The sequence below is a fragment of the Armatimonadota bacterium genome, assembly GCA_036504095.1.
Classification (GTDB): domain Bacteria; phylum Armatimonadota; class DTGP01; order JAKQQT01; family JAKQQT01; genus DASXUL01.
This window is the reverse complement of sequence record DASXVS010000041.1, coordinates 78,300-96,530: the sequence shown is the minus strand read 5'-3', so window position 1 is coordinate 96,530 and position 18,231 is coordinate 78,300. Positions and strand designations below refer to the sequence as shown.

Genomic DNA, 18,231 nt, shown 5'->3' with positions numbered 1-18,231 from the left:
TCCACGAATGGGTGGAGATTCGCCCTGAACTACACGATGATGCAATCTATTTCGCAAACGTCCGCATCGCCGCTCTCGCTGAGGCCCGGGTGTAAACCATCTGTTGTCAGAAACTGTAAAGGATCTCTTGACATCGGACAGAATTGGGGGGTAGGGGGGCTTCGGCGGCGCCCTCGCCCCCTTCGCCACCCTGATGCGGGCGAGGGGGTCCGGCCAATCTGATATTTGCATTTTGCATTTTTCAATTTGCATTGCCCGCTTCGGCTCGCCCCTTCACCCCCTCGCTCCATCCCCCCGGTTTGTACACGCGCGCAGCGTTGGGCTATTATCCTAACAATACGCTTGGAGCGCCGAGCGGACTCCCTCGTGTCCAAAGCACAGCCCGGCGCCGCTCTACATGCCCGCTCGGGATGGGAGGTGCACGGATGGACCTTGAGATTACCCAGGAATCGGTAGGCGATGTGCTGGTGCTTCACCTGGAAGGCGAACTTGATACATACAACTGCGGTCAACTGCGCAGCGCCCTCGTCGAACACGTCGAGGCCGGCGACAACCGCATTATCATCGATATGACCGCGGTCGAGTACATAGACAGCACGGGCCTCGGCTCGCTGGTAGGCGGCCTCAAACGCGTCAGCGAACACGGCGGTACCATGCGCGTCGTATGCAGCAACCCGCAGATACTGAAGGTGTTCGAGATCACCAGCCTCAACAAGGTGTTCCCGATATTCCCCACTGTTAAGGAAGCGCTGGCCGCTTAGGGGCGCCGGGCCAGCCCCTAAGCCACACTCGGAGAAACGAAGGATGACTTTGAACGCAAGGAACATATTCTACGTGGGGTTCGGCGCGCTGGCGCTGGCGCTCCTGGCCGGCTGCAACAAGAACGCCGGCCCGTCGGGCTCCGCGTCGCAGCGCGGCGATGTTCTGGTTGGCGAATACGGTTCCCTCACCGGAAGCAAGGCGGACTTCGGGATCACCACCGACCGCGGGGTCCAGCTCGCCGCCGACCAGCTCAACGAATCCGGCGGCATCCTCGGCAAGAAGGTCCGCGTCATCGCGCAGGACGATCAGGGCAATGCCGACCAGGTTGCCACCATCGTCACGCGATTTGTGACCTCGGACAAGGTCGATCTCGTTCTCGGCGAGGTGGCCAGCAGCCTCAGCCTGCGCGCCGCGCCCATCTGTGAGGACAACAAGGTCCCGATGATCACGCCGTCCTCCACCAACCCGGAGGTCACCCTGCGCAACGGCAAAGCGGCGGATTACATCTTCCGCGTCTGCTTCATCGACCCTTTCCAGGGCACCGTGATGGCCCGTTTCGCCACCAACAACCTCAAGGCAAAAAAGGCCGCCATCCTGCGCGATAAGAGCAATGCCTACAGCGTCGGCCTGGCGGACTATTTCGTGCAGGAGTTCAAGCGCCTCGGCGGGACCGTTACCGTGGACCAGGCGTACTCGGAAGGCGACGACAATTTCCGCGCGCAGCTCACCGATATCGCCGGCACAAAGCCGGACATCATTTACGTGCCCGGCTACTACTCCGAAGTGAGCCTGATCGCCAAGCAGGCGCGCGAGGCCGGCATCACCGTTCCCCTCGCCGGTGGCGACGGCTGGGACTCGTCCAACCTCATCACCAACGCCGGAACCGCCCTGGAAGGCTGCTATTTCAGCAACCACTACTCCGAGGCGCAGGGTGGCCCCGTGATCACAAAGTTCGTATCGGATTTCAAGGCGAAGTACAAGGTAGGCCCGAACGCCCTCGCCGCCCTGGGCTATGACGCGATGAACATCTACGCCGCAGCCGTGAAGACCGCCGGCACCACCGAGTCCTCCAAGGTCATCGCCGCTCTGGCCGCCGTCAAGGATTTCCCGGGAGTCACGGGCAAGATCAGCATGGACGGCAACCACAACGCGGTGAAGCCCGCCGTCGTCCTCCAGATCAAGGGAGACAAGTTCGTCTACGTCACGACAGTCAAGCCATAGAAGAGAGGTTACGGGTTGGGGCCTAACGGCTTCGTACGCCCTCGAGCCCCCCTTCCCTGCGAGCGCAGCGAGCGAATGAGGGAAGGGAGCCGGGGGGTTAGGTCCCCCGCCATATCCCGACTCCCATCGAAATGCAAAACCTTCCCAGCCATCTGATAGACGGCGTGATGATCGGAAGCCTTTACGCGCTCATCGCGCTGGGCTACACGATGGTCTATGGCGTATTGAAGCTGATCAACTTCGCCCACGGCGACGTCTTCATGGTCGGCGCCTATGCGGGGCTTTTCGCGGGACTGGCCGTCGGAGCGGATGCCGATCCCAGCCCCCTGAAGATCGCGGTCATCGTCCTCGCGGCCGTCGCCGCCTGCGTCATCCTCGGACTCCTGATCGAGCGGCTTGCTTATCGGCCCCTGAGAACGGCGCCCCGTTTGACCGCCCTCATCACGGCGATCGGCATCTCGCTTTTCCTTGAAAACGGCGCCCAGAAGCTCTGGACGGCCAACCCGCGGTCCTTTCCCGATCTGATCCCCAACGCCGCGCTGCGCCCCTACATAGTCGTCGGTACCGCGCTCCTCCTGGCCCTCGCACTGGAGTTCATCGTGAAGCGAACGCGCGTGGGCCGCGCCATGCGGGCCGTCTCACAGGACAAGGACGCCGCCGCGCTCATGGGCATCTCCGTAGACCGGATCATCGCCTTCACCTTCGCCCTGGGCTCCGCTCTGGCCGCCGCGGCCGCCATCCTGTACGTGTCAGTGAACCCAAAAATCACACCGACCATGGGCCTGATGCTCGGCCTCAAGGCGTTCGTCGCCGCGGTGATCGGCGGGATCGGCAGCCTGCCGGGCGCGCTGATGGGCGGCATCATCCTCGGATTGGCCGAGGAGCTCATCTCGGGATACGGCGCGTCGTCCTATCGGGATGCCATCGCGTTCGGGCTCCTGATCGCGATCCTCATCTTCCGCCCGTCCGGCCTCCTGGGACGCGGCATGGTGGAAAAGGTCTAGCCCGATGCGCCTCACTCCCGCCGTCATCATCGGAGCTGTGTTCCTGGCGGTCGCGGCAGCCATCGCGTACCTGCAAACCACGCAGAGCCCGGTGCCGTTCGACGAGACGTACTACCACCTGGGTATCCTCATCGGCATCAACGTCATCCTCGCGACCAGCCTGAACATGGTCAATGGGTTCACCGGGCAGTTCAGCCTCGGCCACGCCGGATTCCTGGCGATCGGGATGTACACGGGAATCTATTTCTCAGACCATGGCGGCCCCTGGCTCTACGCGCACCTGGCCGGCCCTCCCGGCGTCCGCCAGGTGGTGGTCCTGTTGGCGCTCCTGGCGCTCGGCGGTCTCTTTGCCGCCATCGGCGGCCTGATGGTTGGCCTGCCTTCCCTGCGCCTGCGCGGCGACTATCTGGCCATCGTGACGCTCGGTTTCGGCGAGATTCTCCGCGTGATCATCCGCAACATCGACGCCCTGGGCGCTGCGTTGGGCCTCCAGTTGACCCATACAGAGATCATCCCTCCCAAGCCCGCGATGTTCTTCTGGGTATGCGCCTTCTCCATGGCCTCCGTTGTGGTCTCTCGCAACCTCGTGCTCAGCGGTCCCGGTCGCGCCTTCCTGGCGGTGCGTGAGGACGAGGTCGCCGCCGAAGCCGTCGGAATCAACACCTACAAGACAAAGGTGATGGCTTTCGCCGTGTCCGCGATGTTCGCCGGTTTCGCAGGGGTGCTCGCCGGCGTTTATGCGCGTTACGCCGTCCCTTCCGCGGAGGGCATCGGCTTCCTGAAATCCATCGAACTCGTGCTGATGGTCGTGCTCGGGGGCCTTGGAAGCATCACCGGCGCCGTGCTGACCGCCTTCCTGATCACGCTCCTCCCGGAGTTTCTCCGCTTCATGCAGGACTATCGGATGATCGTCTATTCGCTGGCGCTCATCATCCTGATGCTCGTCCGGCCGCAGGGCATCTTCGGCACGCGCGAACTCACGTTGTCGAGGCTCCGCCGCCGCCCGCCGGCTCCCGACGCCTGACCCGCACCGCCCATGTTTTTCGAAATCGACAACTGCACAAAGCAATTCGGCGGCCTCACGGCGGTCAAGGACCTCGACGTGGCTATCCAGCCGCGCGAACTCGTGGGCATGATCGGGCCCAACGGAGCGGGGAAGACGACCGTCTTCAACCTCATCACCGGCGTCTATCGCCCTACCTCGGGTGACATTCGGTTGGGAAAGACCTCGCTTGTCGGCCGCAAGCCCAGCGAGATCGCCGCGCTGGGTATCGCCCGCACGTTTCAGAACATCCGCCTCTTCCCCGAATTGACCGCTCTGGACAACGTGCGTATCGCCGCCGCGCTCCATCACCCGGTGGGCATGGCCGGCGCGATGCTGCACACGCCGGCGGTTGCCGCCCGCGACACGGTGCTCACGGAACGCGCCCGGCATCTGCTGTATGTGCTGAAACTCGACCCTTGGGAGAACGAGAAGGCCCGCAACCTGCCCTACGGCAAGCAGCGCCGCCTCGAGATCGCCCGCGCCCTCGCCACGGAGCCGAAACTGCTCCTGCTCGACGAGCCCGCCGCCGGCCTCAACCCCTCCGAAACCGATGACCTGATGCATTTCATCCGATACGTCATCGGCGAATTCGGCGTCACGATTCTCCTCATCGAACACGATATGCGGCTGGTGATGGGTATCTGCGAGCGCATCTACGTTCTGGATTACGGCGAGGTCATCGCCCACGGAAAGCCGGAGGCCATCCGAAGCGATCCCAAAGTCGTCGCCGCCTACCTGGGAGAAGACGGCGAATGATGCTGCAAGTGGACAATATCAGCGTCTTCTACGGCGGCATCCGCGCCCTTCAGGACGTCTCACTGAACGTGGAAGAGGGCGAAATCGTCACCCTGATCGGCGCCAACGGCGCCGGGAAAACGACCACCCTGCGGGCTGTCTCCGGGCTGGAGCGCCCGGCGTCCGGGACGATTACCTTCGCCGGCAAATCGCTGAACCGAATGCCTGCGGAACGGATCGTCGCCGCCGGCATCGCGCACGCCCCGGAAGGCCGCCGCATCTTCTCCGAGATGACCGTGGCGGAAAACATCTCCCTGGGAGCTTACGCCCGCCGCGATCACCAGGCTGTCGCGCAGGATCGCGACCGCATGCTCGACCTCTTCCCGCGCCTCCGCGAGCGGCTCCACCAGTCAGGCGGCACGCTCAGCGGCGGCGAGCAGCAGATGCTGGCCATCGCCCGCGCCGTGATGGCCCGGCCGAAACTCCTTCTCCTCGACGAGCCCTCGCTCGGCCTCGCGCCGTTCCTCGTTCGCGATATCTTCCACATCATCACCGAGATCAACGCGAACGGCGTCAGCATTCTCCTCGTGGAACAGAACGCCAACCAGGCGCTCCACATCGCTCACCGCGCCTACGTGATGGAGACCGGCCGCATCATCCTTCACGGCCCTGCCCCCGAAATTGCCGCCAGCCCCGAGGTGAAAGCCGCCTATCTGGGCGCCTGAGACCGAAACCTTCGCCCCCTCCCGCCCGTAATGCCGGTCGGAGGTAAAGAGGGGATGATGTGGAAAAGCAGTTTCCGGATTTGCACTTATGTTATAGTTCTGGCCCTCGCCCTGATGGGCTCGATGTTCCGGCCGGTAGTGGTTTCCGGCGCATCCATGCAGCCGGCTTTGCACGACGGCCAGGTCGCCTTGATGGACCGGCGGTCCACTGGGGTGACGAGCCTCAAGCGCGGTGACGTCGTGGTCTTCCACCACGGCCGGGAGTTGTTCATCAAGCGCGTCTATGCGCTGCCGGGCGATGCCATCCGCGTGCTGAACTTCGCCAATGGCGCCACCGGTTTCCTCGGTGACGATGCCTTCCCGGCAAATCGAATCCTGCGGTTCGCGAAGCTTAAGCCCTACATGGTCCACATTTCACGGATCGTTGTGCCGCGCGACAGGGTATTTGTGGTTGGCGACAACCGCACTTGTTCGGTGGACAGCCGTCAATTCGGGCCGGTCGCGGTCGATTCCATCGTCGGCAAGGTTGTGTCCACCCGGGAAGCGATCGCCGCGCTGCCGCACCGCCTCCTGCCCACGGCTTTCGCCTCGATCGAGCCATAATCGACGCAGAAATCATAATTTTCCACGCTTGTCCGCTCATCGCCTCCCGGATTTTTAGTTAGTAACACCCGGTATGCGGTATACGTCTAATACAAAACTACGACTGCATGAAGATGAATACGAACCGGGAGGTCGCTCCTTGGACACAACCAGTTGGCAAATACATGAGAGGCACAACCGCACACGCATTCCGCGTCTGGCGGTGTTTACATTCGTCTTTGTCGCGCTCGTCGCTTTCAGCGTCTTCTTTCAGCCGGTGGTGGTTCAGGGCAAATCGATGCTGCCTGCGCTGCAGGACGGCCAATTCGTCCTGATGGACCGCCAGTACTACCGCTGGAACACCGTGCGCAAGGACGATATCGTCGTCTTCCGCCGCGGCAGCGATCTCTACGTCAAACGCGTTTACGCCACGGCCGGTAAGACCGTTCAGATCGTGAGATCATCGGACGGAACGGCGTCGCTCCCCGAATCGCTCGGCCCGCCGCAACGCATCGCCGAGATGCTCCGCGATCGGCCGGACATAGGTCGGTTGGTGGCGGTGCGCGTCCCGCCGCGCTGCGTCTTCGTGGTTGGAGACAACGTGAACAGCTCGATGGACAGCCGCGATTTCGGCCCGATTCCGGACAAGGCGATTATGGGCTACGTGCCGGGCCCGGCGCCGGGAGCCGACTCTGTCCTGGCGGACACTGGCGCCCTGCGGATCGCCCACCGCTAAGGCGAATCAAGGCGGCGCGAGTGCCCTGCGACTGAAGGCACGGCAATGACTGCACAAAGTGCCCCTTCGGGCACTCGGATCATGGTCGCCGTGATGCCGTCACAGAGGCTCGAACTACGACAGTATCGATCCATCGCCGTGGTGTTGTGCCTGTCCACGGACGTAATCTTTGACTATCGGTACGTCGCGATGGCTGACCGTGAATGCTCCATAGGCTCCTTGCCATTTGAACCCGTCGGCGCCAGGTATCTGATGGGTGAGCAGGTGTGACGAGGCACCCTTAACCTGCCGGACCAGCGACGCGACGGTTATCGTGGCTGGCACCCGAACGAGAAGATGGACGTGGTCTTCGACACCGCCTACGGCGAGCACTTCCGCGCGCATCTGTGTGCATTCGGCGTGGATGCACGCGAACGCCGCCTTCTGGCGTTCCGGCGTGAGGAGCGGAAGTCTATCCCATGTAGCCCACATGAGGTGGACGTAGAGCTGAGTGTACGGTTCTCGCACGACGAGTGCCTCCACGGTCCGGGCGGCTGAAGCCACGGCTACGACTGCACGAAGTCGGCCTCCGCCGACTGCCGAGTGCCCGAAGGGGCACTTTGTGCTCGTGTTGCCGTGACTTCAGTCGCCCGGAGGAAACCTGGCCGCTGTCCGCTAGCTGCACCCGCTCGTGCCCCCGCAGTTGATGCAACGGTAGCACGCGCCGCTTCTGACCATGATGCTGCCGCAGTCCGGGCACGGCGGCGCGTCGGTCTGGGTCTGGTACACCAGATTCTCCTGGTCCGCCAGGGTCACGGGCTTGGTGAGGCCTGTGCCCCCGCCGTTGCCGTTGGACTTCGCCGCGGAAGCCGCCGGTTTCGCGGGCTCCATCTCCAGCGGGAGGCGGGGCTGCTCCGTGTCGGGAAGGAATTTCAGCGCCATCCAGCGGAAGATATAGTCCACGATGCTCTTCGCGATCGGGATCTGTTTGTTGCCGGTGAAGCCGCTGGGCTCGAAGCGCATGTGGCTGTATTTCTTCACCAGAACGTCCAGCGGCACGCCGTATTGCAGATTGAGGCTGATGGCGGTCGCGAAGGCGTCCATCATGCCGCTCACCACGCTGCCTTCCTTGCTGATGGTGATGAACACCTCTCCCGGAAGGCCGTCTTCGTAGAGGCCGACAGTGATGTATCCCTCGTGGCCGGCCACGCTGAACTTATGGGTGACGCTCATACGCTCGTCCGCCAGGCGGCGCCGCTGCGGACGGGCCTCCACCAAGACTTGAGAATTGAGATTTGAGCCTTGAGATCCGCCCTCAATTCTCAATTCTCGATTCTCATCCCTCGAAGTGTTCAGGGGCTGGGTGCGCTTGCAGCCGTCGCGATAGATGGCGATGGATTTCAACCCCAGTTTCCAGGCTTCCATATACGTGTGGGCGATCTCCTCCGCCGTCGCTGTGTTGGGCATGTTGACGGTCTTGGAGATGGCGCCGCTGATGAACGGCTGCGCCGCCGCCATCATGCGGACGTGGCCCATATAGTGGATACTTCGCAAGCCGTTGGCGGGCTTGAAGGCGCAATCGAAAACCGGCAGGTGCTCGTCGTTGAGGCCGGGCGCGCCTTCGATGGTGTCGTTCTGGTCGATGTAGTCGATGATGGCGGACACCGTGTCGCCGTCATATCCCAGGTGCTTCAGGGCCTCGGGAACGGTCTGATTGACGATCTTCAGCAGCCCGCCGCCGACGAGCTTCTTGTATTTCACCAGCGCGATGTCCGGCTCGATGCCGGTCGTATCGCAGTCCATGAAGAACGCGATGGTGCCGGTAGGCGCGAGGACGGTCACCTGCGCGTTGCGGACGCCGTGTTCGCAGGCGAGGGCATAGGCGTCGGCCCAGACTTCGCGGGCCGCCTCCAGGAGGTCCTCGGAGCATTTCTTCGGGTCGATGGTGTTGACGGCGTCACCGTGCTTTTTGATGACTCGGAGGCAGGGCTCGCGGTTCGCCTCGAAGCCGACGAACGGACCAGTGTGGGCCGCGATCTGCGCGCTGGTTTTATACGCCTGGCCGGTCATCAGGGCCGTGATGGCGCCGCAGACGGCGCGGCCCGTCTCGCTGTCGTATGGAACGCCGCGCGCCATCAACAGGGCGCCCAGGTTAGCGTAGCCGAGGCCCAGCGGCCGGTAATCGGAGCTGTTCTTCCCGATGGCCGGCGTGGGATAGCTGGCTTCATCGACGATGATCTCCTGCGCGAGGATCAGGATGCTGACCGCGTGGCAGAAGGCTTCCACGTCGAACAGGCCGTCGTCGTCGCGGAATTTCATCAGGTTGAGGCTGGCGAGGTTGCAGGCGCTGTCGTTCAGGAACATGTACTCGGAGCACGGGTTGGACGCGTGGATGCGGTCCGTGTTCGGGCAGGTGTGCCAGTCGTTGATCACGGTGTCGAACTGGATGCCGGGATCGCCGCAGATCCAGGCGGCATCGGCGATTTTGCCCATCAGTTCCCTCGCGCGGAATGTGCCGTTCGGTTCGCCGTTGGTCACGTAGTGCGTTGTCCACGGCCCGTCCGTTTCCACGGCGCGCATGAACTCGTCCGAGGCGCGTACGCTGTTGTTGGCATTCTGGAACTGGACGCTGTCATAGGCCCCGCCGGGCACGTTGAATCCGCCGTCGTAGCCGGCGTCAATGAGCGCCCAGGCCTTCTTCTCTTCCTCGGCCTTGCACTTGATGAACTCCTCGATATCGGGGTGATCGACGTTGAGGATGACCATCTTCGCTGCGCGGCGCGTCTTGCCGCCGGATTTGATGACGCCCGCGAAACTGTCGTAGCCGCGCATGAACGACACGGGGCCGCTGGCGGTGCCGCCGCCGACCAGGTGCTCCTTGCTCGACCGCAGCGAGCTGAGGTTGGATCCGGTGCCGGACCCGTACTTGAACAGCATCACCTCGTTCTTCGCGAGGTCCATGATGCTTCCCATATCATCTTTCACGCTCTGGATGAAGCACGCGCTGCACTGAGGGTGCTCCTCGACGCCCACGTTGAACCAGACCGGGCTGTTGAATGCGGCGTACTGGTTCACCAGCAGATGCGTCAGTTCGGTCTCAAATGCCTCCGCGTCATCGACCTGCGCGAAATAGTTTTGCTCGGTGCCCCATCGCGTGATCGTGCCGGCCACACGCCGGATCAACTGCTTCAGGCTGCGCTCCCGCTCCGGCGTGCCGATCGGGCCCTTGAAATACTTCGAGACGACGACATTCGTGGCCAGTTGGGACCACCCCATCGGCATCTCGACATCCTTCTGCTCGAAGATGACCTGGCCGGTCTCATCCGTTATGGCGGCGGACCGCACCTCCCATTCGAGTTCGTCGAAAGGATGGGTGTCCGGCTCCGTAAAGAAGCGTCGGACCGTTATTCCACGGCGGGCAGCAGGCTTCCGGGCGCGCGGCTTTCGGGCGGGCGGAGCGCCAAGCAACATGCTGTCGCCGGTTTCGGTGTCTCTTGATGTGTCCAGCATAACAAGCTCCTTCGGTGCGCGGCCGGTTATAAAGCCGGTTCAGGCCGCGCATTTCCAAATAATAGTCGGGTGAATGAGTGCAAACCCACCTGTGTTAAAGACGGGCCAAAACACAAGATATAGTGGGTATCGGTTCGCGCCAACACAAGATGTAGGCGCAATAGGGGAATTATAACCGCCTTTAAGGCAAAGAAAAGGTGTTGTGAGGTGTTAATGTTGCAGGCCCCAAATACCCGGTTCAAGTGCCGTGCGCAGGGGTTGTACTTGGGGCGGCGCCAGGGGTGGGTATTGCGGGTCAGGGGCCGGTTACCGGACGAAATGCGAGGTTCGCAGCGGTCCTGACATCGTCCGCGGTGAGGAGGCTGAGCCTCGTCGTGGCGAGGGTGGCGGCATCGAGGTCGCCCAGCGTGACTGCAAGTCCTAGAGTGCGGGCCTGGGCAGTGGGCGATTCGTTGTCGATCCACCACGTCCACTGGCGCTTGCGCACGGCGGCCTTGAGGTCCGCGTCTGTAATCCCGGTCCCAAGCGCGGCGATGGCGGTCTTCATCGTCGATTCGATGCGGTCGGCATTCACCTCCGGGCCGGTCACCACAACGGTGATCAACTGCGCCCGCTGCCAGGGGTGTACCACCTGAACGTCGCCTGCGATGCCCGACAGCGATTCCAGCAATCGCGTTCGCAGCAATGTGCAGGCGATATCCAGCGCCGGGCCGCCGTCGCCCGGGATGGCGAACCCCATGCCAATGGCGACCGTCCCCTGCCGGCTGATCCGGTCGTTGGCGGTGCGGGCGATGGGAGCGGGAACGGCGTCCACCGGCGCGCCGGAGATGCCCGAAGCGGCGGGAAGCGCCGTCAGCGCATCCCTCGCTGCCTTCTGGATGCGTTCAATGTCGAATCTGCCGGTTACCACCATCACGATCCTGTCCGGGCGATAGCAGCGCCGGTGGAATGAACGGATAGCCTCCGGCGTGAGGGCGCGGATGGCGTCTGCTGTGCCGGACGCCGGGGATGCGAACGGCCCGTACAGCTTCGCGGCGAGCGCGTGACGTGCTTCGGCTTCGGCATCCGCGCCCGCCCGGTCGATCTCTTCCAGAATCACCTTGCGCTCGCGCTCCCAGACCTCCGTGTCCAGAGCCGGTTCATGCAGGATGCGGGGGAGTGTCTGGATCACCTGCACCGCCCCCTCCGGCGAAACGGAGGCCCAATAATGCGTGGCATCCGGCAGGGTCGCGGCGGAGACGATGCCGCCGGTCTCTTCGATCGCCGCGTCGATACGCTCCCCCGGAGTGTCCTTCGCACCCTTGAAAGCCATATGTTCCAGCGCGTGCGCAGCGCCGGAACCCCGGTCGTCCGACGCTCCCGCGCGAACCCATAGGTCCACGACCGTCACCGGCGCGGCCGGGACGCTCCGCAGGACCAGCGTTGCCCCGTTCGCTAGGCGCGCGGTGGCGACGCTCGCGCCCGGTATCGGGTTGGGAGGCGCGGCCGCCCGCAAGGGCAAAACCGCCGCCAGGAAGACTATAGAGGTGAAAGAACGCATCACTCTCCATTGTACAGCCCGGAGGCCGGAGGCTGCGGAGGCCGTCGGCTGAATCCGGGCGGTTGGATGGCGAACCCGTGATCACGCCTGACTCCGGCCCCCCCATGCCCTCCGCGGCCGATCCGAGAGCCCTCTAGAGAACGATCAGTCCTTTGGGCGCATGGGTGAGGAGAACCGGGCCATCCTCGGTAACGAGCACGTCGTCTTCGATGCGCACTCCGCACCAGCCGGGGATGTAGATGCCCGGCTCGATGGTCCAGATCTCGCCGGCCTGGACGACGGACTCCGGGTCCGCCAGCGGCGAAAGGCGGGCGCCATCGTGCACGTCAAGGCCCAGGGAATGGCCCAGACCGTGCCCGAAGTTCTCCCCGTAGCCGGCTTCGGCGATGATGTCCCGGGCGACCTTGTCCGCCTCCACGCAGCTGACGCCCGGGCGCAGGGCCGCGACCGCCGTTTCCTGCGCCTTCAGGACCACGCCGTAGACGGCGCGCTGTTCGTCCGAAATGGCGCCGACGGCGACCGTCCGCGTGATGTCCGAGTTGTACCCGTTGAGGCGCGCGCCGAAATCCATGGTGAGCAAGTCCCCGCTTTCGACCGCCTTGTCCGACGCGCCGGCGTGCGGTTTGGCGCCGTTCGCTCCGCTCGCGATGATGCTGGCGAAGCCCACCTCCTGAGCGCCGCGCTTCCGCATACGGTACTCGAGTTCCAGGGCGATATCTACCTCGCGGACGCCGGGTTTGATGAAGCCAAGGATTTCTTCAAAGAGGGCATCGGTGAGAGCGCAAGCGGCCTGGACGGCGGCCACCTCCGAAGCGTCCTTCACGAGGCGCAGGCCTTCCACCAGGCCGTCGGTCTTCACGAGCTGCATGTCGGGCAGTTTGGCGGAAAGCTTGTCGAGCGCGGACACCGTGAGGTTGCCGGCTTCATATCCCAGCCGCTCAACGGGGAGGGCGGCGACCGATTCCAGCGCCTCGTTCGTAACAGCGACTCCGCATCGGACAACCTCGGCCCCGGTTACCTGGGATTCGGCTTGCAGCCAGTACCGGGAATCCACGTAGGTGAAGGCGTTGTCACGGGTAACGAAGAGCATGGCGGTACTGCCCGTGAAGCCGGTGAGATACCGAACGTTCACGATGTTGGAAACGTAGAGGGCGTCAATGCCGGCGCTATCGAATTTCGCGCGGAGCGCGTTGAGTCTTGTGTTCATATTTCGGTATTCGGGAGACGGGAAAGGGGCCTATTGCGTGTCAATGATGGAGCGAACGGCCCTGAGCGCGAGCAGATAGGAGTCCGAGCCGAGGCCGCAGATGAGTCCGGTCGCCACGGGGGAAATCACGGATTCGTGCCGGAATGCCTCGCGGGCCTGGATGTTGGAGAGATGCACCTCGATCGTCGGAACACGCGCATCCGCGATGGCGTCGCGCAGGGCGTAGGAATAATGGGTGTACGCGCCGGCGTTGATGATAAGTGCATCCATCCAGCCGATGGCGCCCTGGATTGCGTCTATGAGCGCTCCTTCCGAATTGGACTGGTAGAAGCGGACATCACATTCCAGCTCATGCGCGAGAGCGGAGATACGCTCGTTGATGGTGTCAAGCGTTTCCGTGCCGTATATTGCCGTCTCGCGCTGCCCGAGCCGGTTGAGGTTCGGGCCGTGAAGAACGAGAACTCTTCGGGTCATGGGGTGCCCTCGTAGGAGACCGAGGACGGCCAGGCGCCGCCCATAATTCATTCTATCCCGCCCCGCCCGACGAATCAACGCTGCGAAGCGCGCGCCTCTCGGGCGGCCCTGCCTTACTTGCACCCGGGACGGCATCCTCCAGAAGTCTTGGCGTAGCGTTGGTCGCCCTGCTCCTGTTCACTTGCTACGCTCTTCCCTACCGCGCCCACAATCCAACGGAAGGGCCGCCCATATGGATCGCACGTTTTGTGTCACATACTCGCCTCAACTGGTACGTTCCGCAACCGGACACTTCTGGCGACGCAGAGGTGGCGCGCGCGACCTCCTCATCGGCTCAGTACTGACCGCCACCTTCGTAACCTACGCGATTATTACTGGCGACCGTTCAACATCGACAGTGATATTGACGGCGCTGTTTGGCATCAACACAGTGATTCCGGTCCTACGATACCACGTGTATCTCTCCGGCGCAACCGAGAAGCTTCGCAAGATGGGCTCGCCCGAGGCGTACGTACAGATCATCGACGACTATATCGCGGTGCGTGCCGCTAGCGGCGCAGCCGAACTCCCATGGACCTCCATCGAGCACGTCTGGTCCTTCCCGGACGTATGGCTTATCTTCATCGGGAGAGACAACTATTTCACGCTGCCCGCCGCCCCGATGGACGAGGAGGCCAAGGCTTTCATCCGGCAAATGGTCACCGATCACGGCGGCAAGTTCCGTTGAGACTGCTTCGCGCGGAACCATCTCACCTACCCACGGTTTTACCTCCCGTTAGAACCGCAACCGGACTGCTCACCCCGGCACCCATCACCCGACACCTGTCACCCATCTCCGTGCCCCTGCGGTGAGAATTCCGGGATCACTGGGAGGCAAGGCATGGTTATTGGAGAGGGATCGCACCGGTACGAGTGGGACGGCGCGTGGGCGAAACTGCCGGACGGTGTCGCCTTAGGATTCACCCACGGCGTGGTGACCGACAGGCAGGACAACGTCTACGTCTTCAACCAGAGCAAGGATGCGATGTGCGTGTTCGATCGCGAGGGTCGCTTCATGCGCTCCTGGGGCGAACAGTTCGCCAAAGGCGCCCATGGTCTCTTCCTCACCCCTGAGGGGGACGATGAGTTCCTGATCCTCTGCGACTACGAGCTCAGCGCCGTTTTCAAGACCACCCTGAACGGCGAAGTCGTCTGGACCATCACCGCGCCGCCTCTGCCGGAGGTCTACCAAACGCCCGATATGTTCTTCCCGACCGATGCGTGCGTGGCCCCCAACGGCGATGTCTACGTCTTCGACGGGTACGGTCAGGGTTGGGTCCACCAGTATACCCATGATGCCCGCTACATTCGGAGTTGGGACGGCAGCGCCGGTGCCGCCGGCAAGATGCAGTGCCCGCACGGTGGCTGGGTAGACACGAGGGGGCCCGAGCCCCTGCTGATGGTCGCTGATCGCGGCAACAACCGCATCCAGGTTTTCGGCCTCGATGGCGGCTACCACAGTGTCATCACGGACGAATTGCGATTCCCCTGCTGCTTCTACCAGGATGGCGGCGAGATGATCGTCCCGGACCTCCACGCCCGCGTCAGCATCTTCGATGAGCGCAATCGCCTGATAACCCACCTCGGTGACACACCCGGCGCATGGGACCACCCCAACTGGCCCGACATTCCCCACGCCGAGCGACACGATGGACATTTCCTCACGCCGCACGCGGCCTGCGTGGATTCCCGCGGAGACATGTACGTCGTCGAGTTCATCCCGGACGGCCGCCTGACCAAGTTGATCAGGTGGTAGGGGTTGGGGTTAGGGAATAGGGTCCAGGAGCCAGGGTCTCAATTCTATATTCTCAATACTCAATTCTCAGCCCTCCGCCCTCAGCCCTCAGCCCTTGCCCCTCAGCCCTCAGCCCTTGCCCCTCAGCCCTCAGCCCTTGCCCCTCAGCCCTCAGCCCTTGCCCTTCAGCCCTCAGCCCTTGCCCCTCAGCCCTCAAACGCGGAAAAGGCCGGCCAACGGGGGCGATCAACCCCCTGCCCGACCCTTTCCAACACGTTGGCTTTACCTGCTACGCGGAAGCACTCCGTCAACCGCGCCAACGAAGGGGTTTGGCGCCCCCTCACGGCCTTCCTCGTGCTCCGACACAATCTTATCACAACCATACAAGCAATTCAACCTGCCGCGAACGACGCCCCGGCGTCGCGCCGTCCTCACACCCCTTTGCTCCCGCCGCCGCGCCTCTCCTTTTCCCCCGGCGTGTTACAATATCGGTGAGGAAGTTAGCGCGTGAACCAGGACCAGACAAAGAAGAAACGGGAACCGGACATCAACGACCGCAAGCGCTGGGGCGATGCCCTGGCCGAAGACGGTTTCGTGGACGAGGCCATCAAGCACTACCGCCAGGCAGTGAGGATGGATGCGCGCGACGCCGAAGCCCAAACCCGCCTCGGCGATGCCTACATCCTGTCCGATGACTCGGAGCGCGCCCTGAAGGCATATCGTGCCGCCCTCAAGTCCGACGGAACGCACGCGGAGTCATTCCTGGGCGTCGGCGACATCTTCAAGCAGCACGGCCGCCTCCGCGCCGCCGCCGGGCAATACCAGCGCGCGGTGCGCTGCCGCCCCAACAATCCGTACGTCCGCTTCAAACTCGCGGATATCTACCGCCAGATGGGGCGCTGGGACGAATGCGTCGTCCAGGTCGAGGCCGCAATCAAAATCAAACCGCGCCTCGCGTTCTACCATTTCTGGCTCGGAAGCCTCTACAGCGATCTGGGACAATGGGACCTCGCCGTGCGGTCGATGCAGGCTGCCGTCGCGTGCCAGCCGGACGATGATTACTACCAGGTACGCCTGGGCGCGCTGTATATCGTCCTTGGCCGCGCCGCCGACGCACTGCCCACGCTGCGGGAGGCCATTCGGCTTCAACCCCGGAAGGCATTCTACCATTGCCTCCTCGGCGACGCTTACCGCGCGCTCGGTGATATCGCCGAAGCCGCCCGGCACGACCAACTCGCCGGCGCGCTCGATGATTACGACGAGGTCGTGCTTTCGATGACAAGGGCCGGCTATGAATGATCCGACGGTGGATGGAGACGGAGGCGAGGGCGCGACGGGGCGAAGGAGTGCTTCCGGCACCCGCCCCCCGGTACCCGCCACCCGGCACCCGGAACTCCGCCCCCCTCGCCAGATCGCCATCGACGGCCCCGCCGGGGCCGGAAAGAGCACGGTGGCGAAGGGCGCTGCCGTGGCGCTAGGTTTTACATACGTCGATACCGGCGCAATGTACCGCGCCATCGCCCTGAAAGTCCGCCGGGCCTCGTGTCCCGAGTCCGGATGGGGCGCCCTCACCGAGAAAGCCGTAATCAGCTTCCGTCGCGGGCCGGACGGGCAGCGGACCATCCTCGACGGCGAGGACGTTGAAGACGCCATACGAGCCCCTGAAATCAGCGACTGGTCGAGCCGCGTTTCCGCCGATCCGCGCGTCCGAACGGCCCTCACAGCGCAGATGAAGCGAATCGCCGAAACGGCGGACGTGGTCATGGAGGGACGGGATATCGGAAGCGTCGTCCTGCCGCACGCCACGCTCAAGGTCTTCCTGAACGCTCCCGCCGGCGAACGCGCCCGCCGCCGTACGGCCGAACTTATTGCCCGTGGCAAGGAAGCGGACTATGATAAAGTGTTGGCTGACATTCTCGAGCGCGACGAGCGCGATTGCACCCGGGCGGATGCCCCGCTGACCCTCGCCGCCGACGCCGTGGAAGTGGATACCGGAGGCCTTTCCGCGGACGAAGTCGTCCGGAAAATCGTCGGCCTCGCCGAGGAGCGCGGATGCAAGTAGCCATCGTTCACAACTTCTGCAAACGGGTTCTCGCCGTCGTCACCCGCACGATGGGCCCCATCCATATCTACGGAATGGAGAACGTCCCTGCCGAAGGCCCCGTCATCATCGCCTCCAATCACCAGAGCTACCTCGATCCAATCGTCATCGCCCTGCCGTTCAAACGCCCGATGCAGGCGATCGCCAAGAAATACCTCTTCAAGATCCCTGTCTTCGCCCAGATCATCGACCTTATGGGCGCGTTTCCGGTTGATCCGAGATCCGGATTGCGCGGCGCCATCCGCGCCTCGCTGGAAGTCCTGGAGAAGGGCCGCCCGCTCCTCATCTTCGTGGAGGGAAAGAGGACCCGCGGCGTCTTCGAACCACCGCAGGCCGGAGTGGCCATGATCGCCCGAAAATCCGGCGCGCCGGTGATCCCGACCCTCGTCACCGGAACGCACAAAGCTTTCAGCCCCGACCACCCGGGGTTCCACCGCAGCCACTTCACCGTGACCTTCGGCAAACCGATGTATTTCTGCTCGGACGAGAAGCGCCCCGACCTGGATGCGGACGCCCGCTCCGTGATGGCCGCCATCGCCGCCCTCCGCGCCGAAACCCCCGACGCCTGGCCCGAACTCCACGAAGAAGACCTGCCGCCGGAACGCGCTTAACGCCCCGCGCCGAATCGCCCTGAACCACAGTACAGCCGGCGTCTCGCCGGTTGCCTGCACGGTACCGGCCATCCGCCGTCCCCCAAACTTGTACACCGGCAGGATTTGCCCAAAAACTTGGACTGTCCTCCTTTAACACGGCACATGGGCTAGAATACAGTGAAATTCGCGCTGCATCGGCCAATGATAAAGCGTGTAGCCGAAGCGCAATCGCTTCCTGTATCA

The 18,231-nt window shown here is 63.4% G+C and carries 18 protein-coding genes; 13 read left to right on the top strand and 5 right to left on the bottom strand.

Going from position 1 to position 18,231, the window contains the following annotated elements; genetic code table 11:
- The first annotated feature begins 425 nt into the window (after positions 1–425).
- The 8 genes from VGM51_08480 to lepB (VGM51_08445) all read left to right on the top strand — a co-directional run bounded on the left by VGM51_08480 (position 426) and on the right by lepB (VGM51_08445) (position 6,810).
- Positions 426–761, top strand: coding sequence for an STAS domain-containing protein (locus VGM51_08480; GenBank protein HEY3413080.1), 336 nt, complete (start codon positions 426–428; stop codon positions 759–761).
- Positions 762–804: 43 nt separating this feature from the next.
- The gene (locus tag VGM51_08475) at positions 805–1,983 is read left to right on the top strand and encodes an ABC transporter substrate-binding protein (GenBank protein ID HEY3413079.1); all 1,179 of its coding nucleotides are present in this window, start codon (positions 805–807) and stop codon (positions 1,981–1,983) included.
- A gap of 131 nt (positions 1,984–2,114) precedes the next feature.
- Positions 2,115–2,987, top strand: a complete 873-nt coding sequence (locus tag VGM51_08470) for a branched-chain amino acid ABC transporter permease (GenBank protein ID HEY3413078.1) — start codon at positions 2,115–2,117, stop codon at positions 2,985–2,987.
- Between the two features lie 4 nt (positions 2,988–2,991).
- On the top strand, positions 2,992–4,011 hold the full coding sequence (locus VGM51_08465; protein ID HEY3413077.1) for a branched-chain amino acid ABC transporter permease: 1,020 nt from the start codon (positions 2,992–2,994) through the stop codon (positions 4,009–4,011).
- A gap of 12 nt (positions 4,012–4,023) precedes the next feature.
- The gene (locus VGM51_08460; protein HEY3413076.1) at positions 4,024–4,788 is read left to right on the top strand and encodes an ABC transporter ATP-binding protein; all 765 of its coding nucleotides are present in this window, start codon (positions 4,024–4,026) and stop codon (positions 4,786–4,788) included.
- Positions 4,788–5,492 carry an ABC transporter ATP-binding protein gene (locus VGM51_08455; protein ID HEY3413075.1) on the top strand — a complete coding sequence of 235 codons (705 nt, stop codon included), beginning with the start codon at positions 4,788–4,790 and terminating at the stop codon, positions 5,490–5,492. Before VGM51_08460 ends, VGM51_08455 begins: the two co-directional genes overlap by 1 nt.
- A gap of 54 nt (positions 5,493–5,546) precedes the next feature.
- A complete protein-coding gene (lepB, locus tag VGM51_08450) occupies positions 5,547–6,095 on the top strand; it encodes a signal peptidase I (protein HEY3413074.1) in 549 nt (182 codons plus the stop codon).
- A 139-nt stretch (positions 6,096–6,234) separates the two neighbouring features.
- Entirely contained in the window at positions 6,235–6,810 is a 576-nt protein-coding gene (gene lepB / locus VGM51_08445; GenBank protein ID HEY3413073.1) for a signal peptidase I, read from the top strand.
- A gap of 114 nt (positions 6,811–6,924) precedes the next feature.
- Here lepB (VGM51_08445) and tnpA read toward each other — a convergent pair whose 3' ends face one another.
- The 5 genes from tnpA to aroQ form a co-directional block, all read right to left on the bottom strand.
- Positions 6,925–7,317, bottom strand: coding sequence for an IS200/IS605 family transposase (gene tnpA, locus VGM51_08440; GenBank protein HEY3413072.1), 393 nt, complete (start codon positions 7,315–7,317; stop codon positions 6,925–6,927).
- 147 nt (positions 7,318–7,464) lie between these two features.
- The gene (locus VGM51_08435) at positions 7,465–10,260 is read right to left on the bottom strand and encodes a vitamin B12-dependent ribonucleotide reductase (GenBank protein ID HEY3413071.1); all 2,796 of its coding nucleotides are present in this window, start codon (positions 10,258–10,260) and stop codon (positions 7,465–7,467) included.
- Positions 10,261–10,594: 334 nt separating this feature from the next.
- The gene (locus tag VGM51_08430; protein ID HEY3413070.1) at positions 10,595–11,839 is read right to left on the bottom strand and encodes a pitrilysin family protein; all 1,245 of its coding nucleotides are present in this window, start codon (positions 11,837–11,839) and stop codon (positions 10,595–10,597) included.
- Between the two features lie 133 nt (positions 11,840–11,972).
- Complete coding sequence (locus VGM51_08425) at positions 11,973–13,046, bottom strand: Xaa-Pro peptidase family protein (protein ID HEY3413069.1); 1,074 nt, start codon at positions 13,044–13,046, stop codon at positions 11,973–11,975.
- Positions 13,047–13,076: 30 nt separating this feature from the next.
- Positions 13,077–13,520: a type II 3-dehydroquinate dehydratase gene (gene aroQ, locus VGM51_08420; GenBank protein HEY3413068.1), complete on the bottom strand. Its 444-nt coding sequence runs from the start codon at positions 13,518–13,520 to the stop codon at positions 13,077–13,079.
- A 232-nt stretch (positions 13,521–13,752) separates the two neighbouring features.
- Between aroQ and VGM51_08415 the strand changes: the two genes are divergently transcribed.
- From VGM51_08415 to VGM51_08395, 5 genes are all read left to right on the top strand, one after another.
- Positions 13,753–14,247 carry a YcxB family protein gene (locus tag VGM51_08415; protein HEY3413067.1) on the top strand — a complete coding sequence of 165 codons (495 nt, stop codon included), beginning with the start codon at positions 13,753–13,755 and terminating at the stop codon, positions 14,245–14,247.
- Positions 14,248–14,400: 153 nt separating this feature from the next.
- The gene (locus VGM51_08410) at positions 14,401–15,315 is read left to right on the top strand and encodes a hypothetical protein (GenBank protein ID HEY3413066.1); all 915 of its coding nucleotides are present in this window, start codon (positions 14,401–14,403) and stop codon (positions 15,313–15,315) included.
- A 486-nt stretch (positions 15,316–15,801) separates the two neighbouring features.
- Complete coding sequence (locus VGM51_08405; GenBank protein ID HEY3413065.1) at positions 15,802–16,593, top strand: tetratricopeptide repeat protein; 792 nt, start codon at positions 15,802–15,804, stop codon at positions 16,591–16,593.
- Positions 16,586–17,356, top strand: coding sequence for a (d)CMP kinase (gene cmk, locus VGM51_08400; protein ID HEY3413064.1), 771 nt, complete (start codon positions 16,586–16,588; stop codon positions 17,354–17,356). The genes VGM51_08405 and cmk overlap by 8 nt, the downstream gene beginning before the upstream one ends.
- Positions 17,347–18,006, top strand: coding sequence for a lysophospholipid acyltransferase family protein (locus VGM51_08395; GenBank protein ID HEY3413063.1), 660 nt, complete (start codon positions 17,347–17,349; stop codon positions 18,004–18,006). The genes cmk and VGM51_08395 overlap by 10 nt, the downstream gene beginning before the upstream one ends.
- The last annotated feature ends 225 nt before the right edge of the window (positions 18,007–18,231 follow it).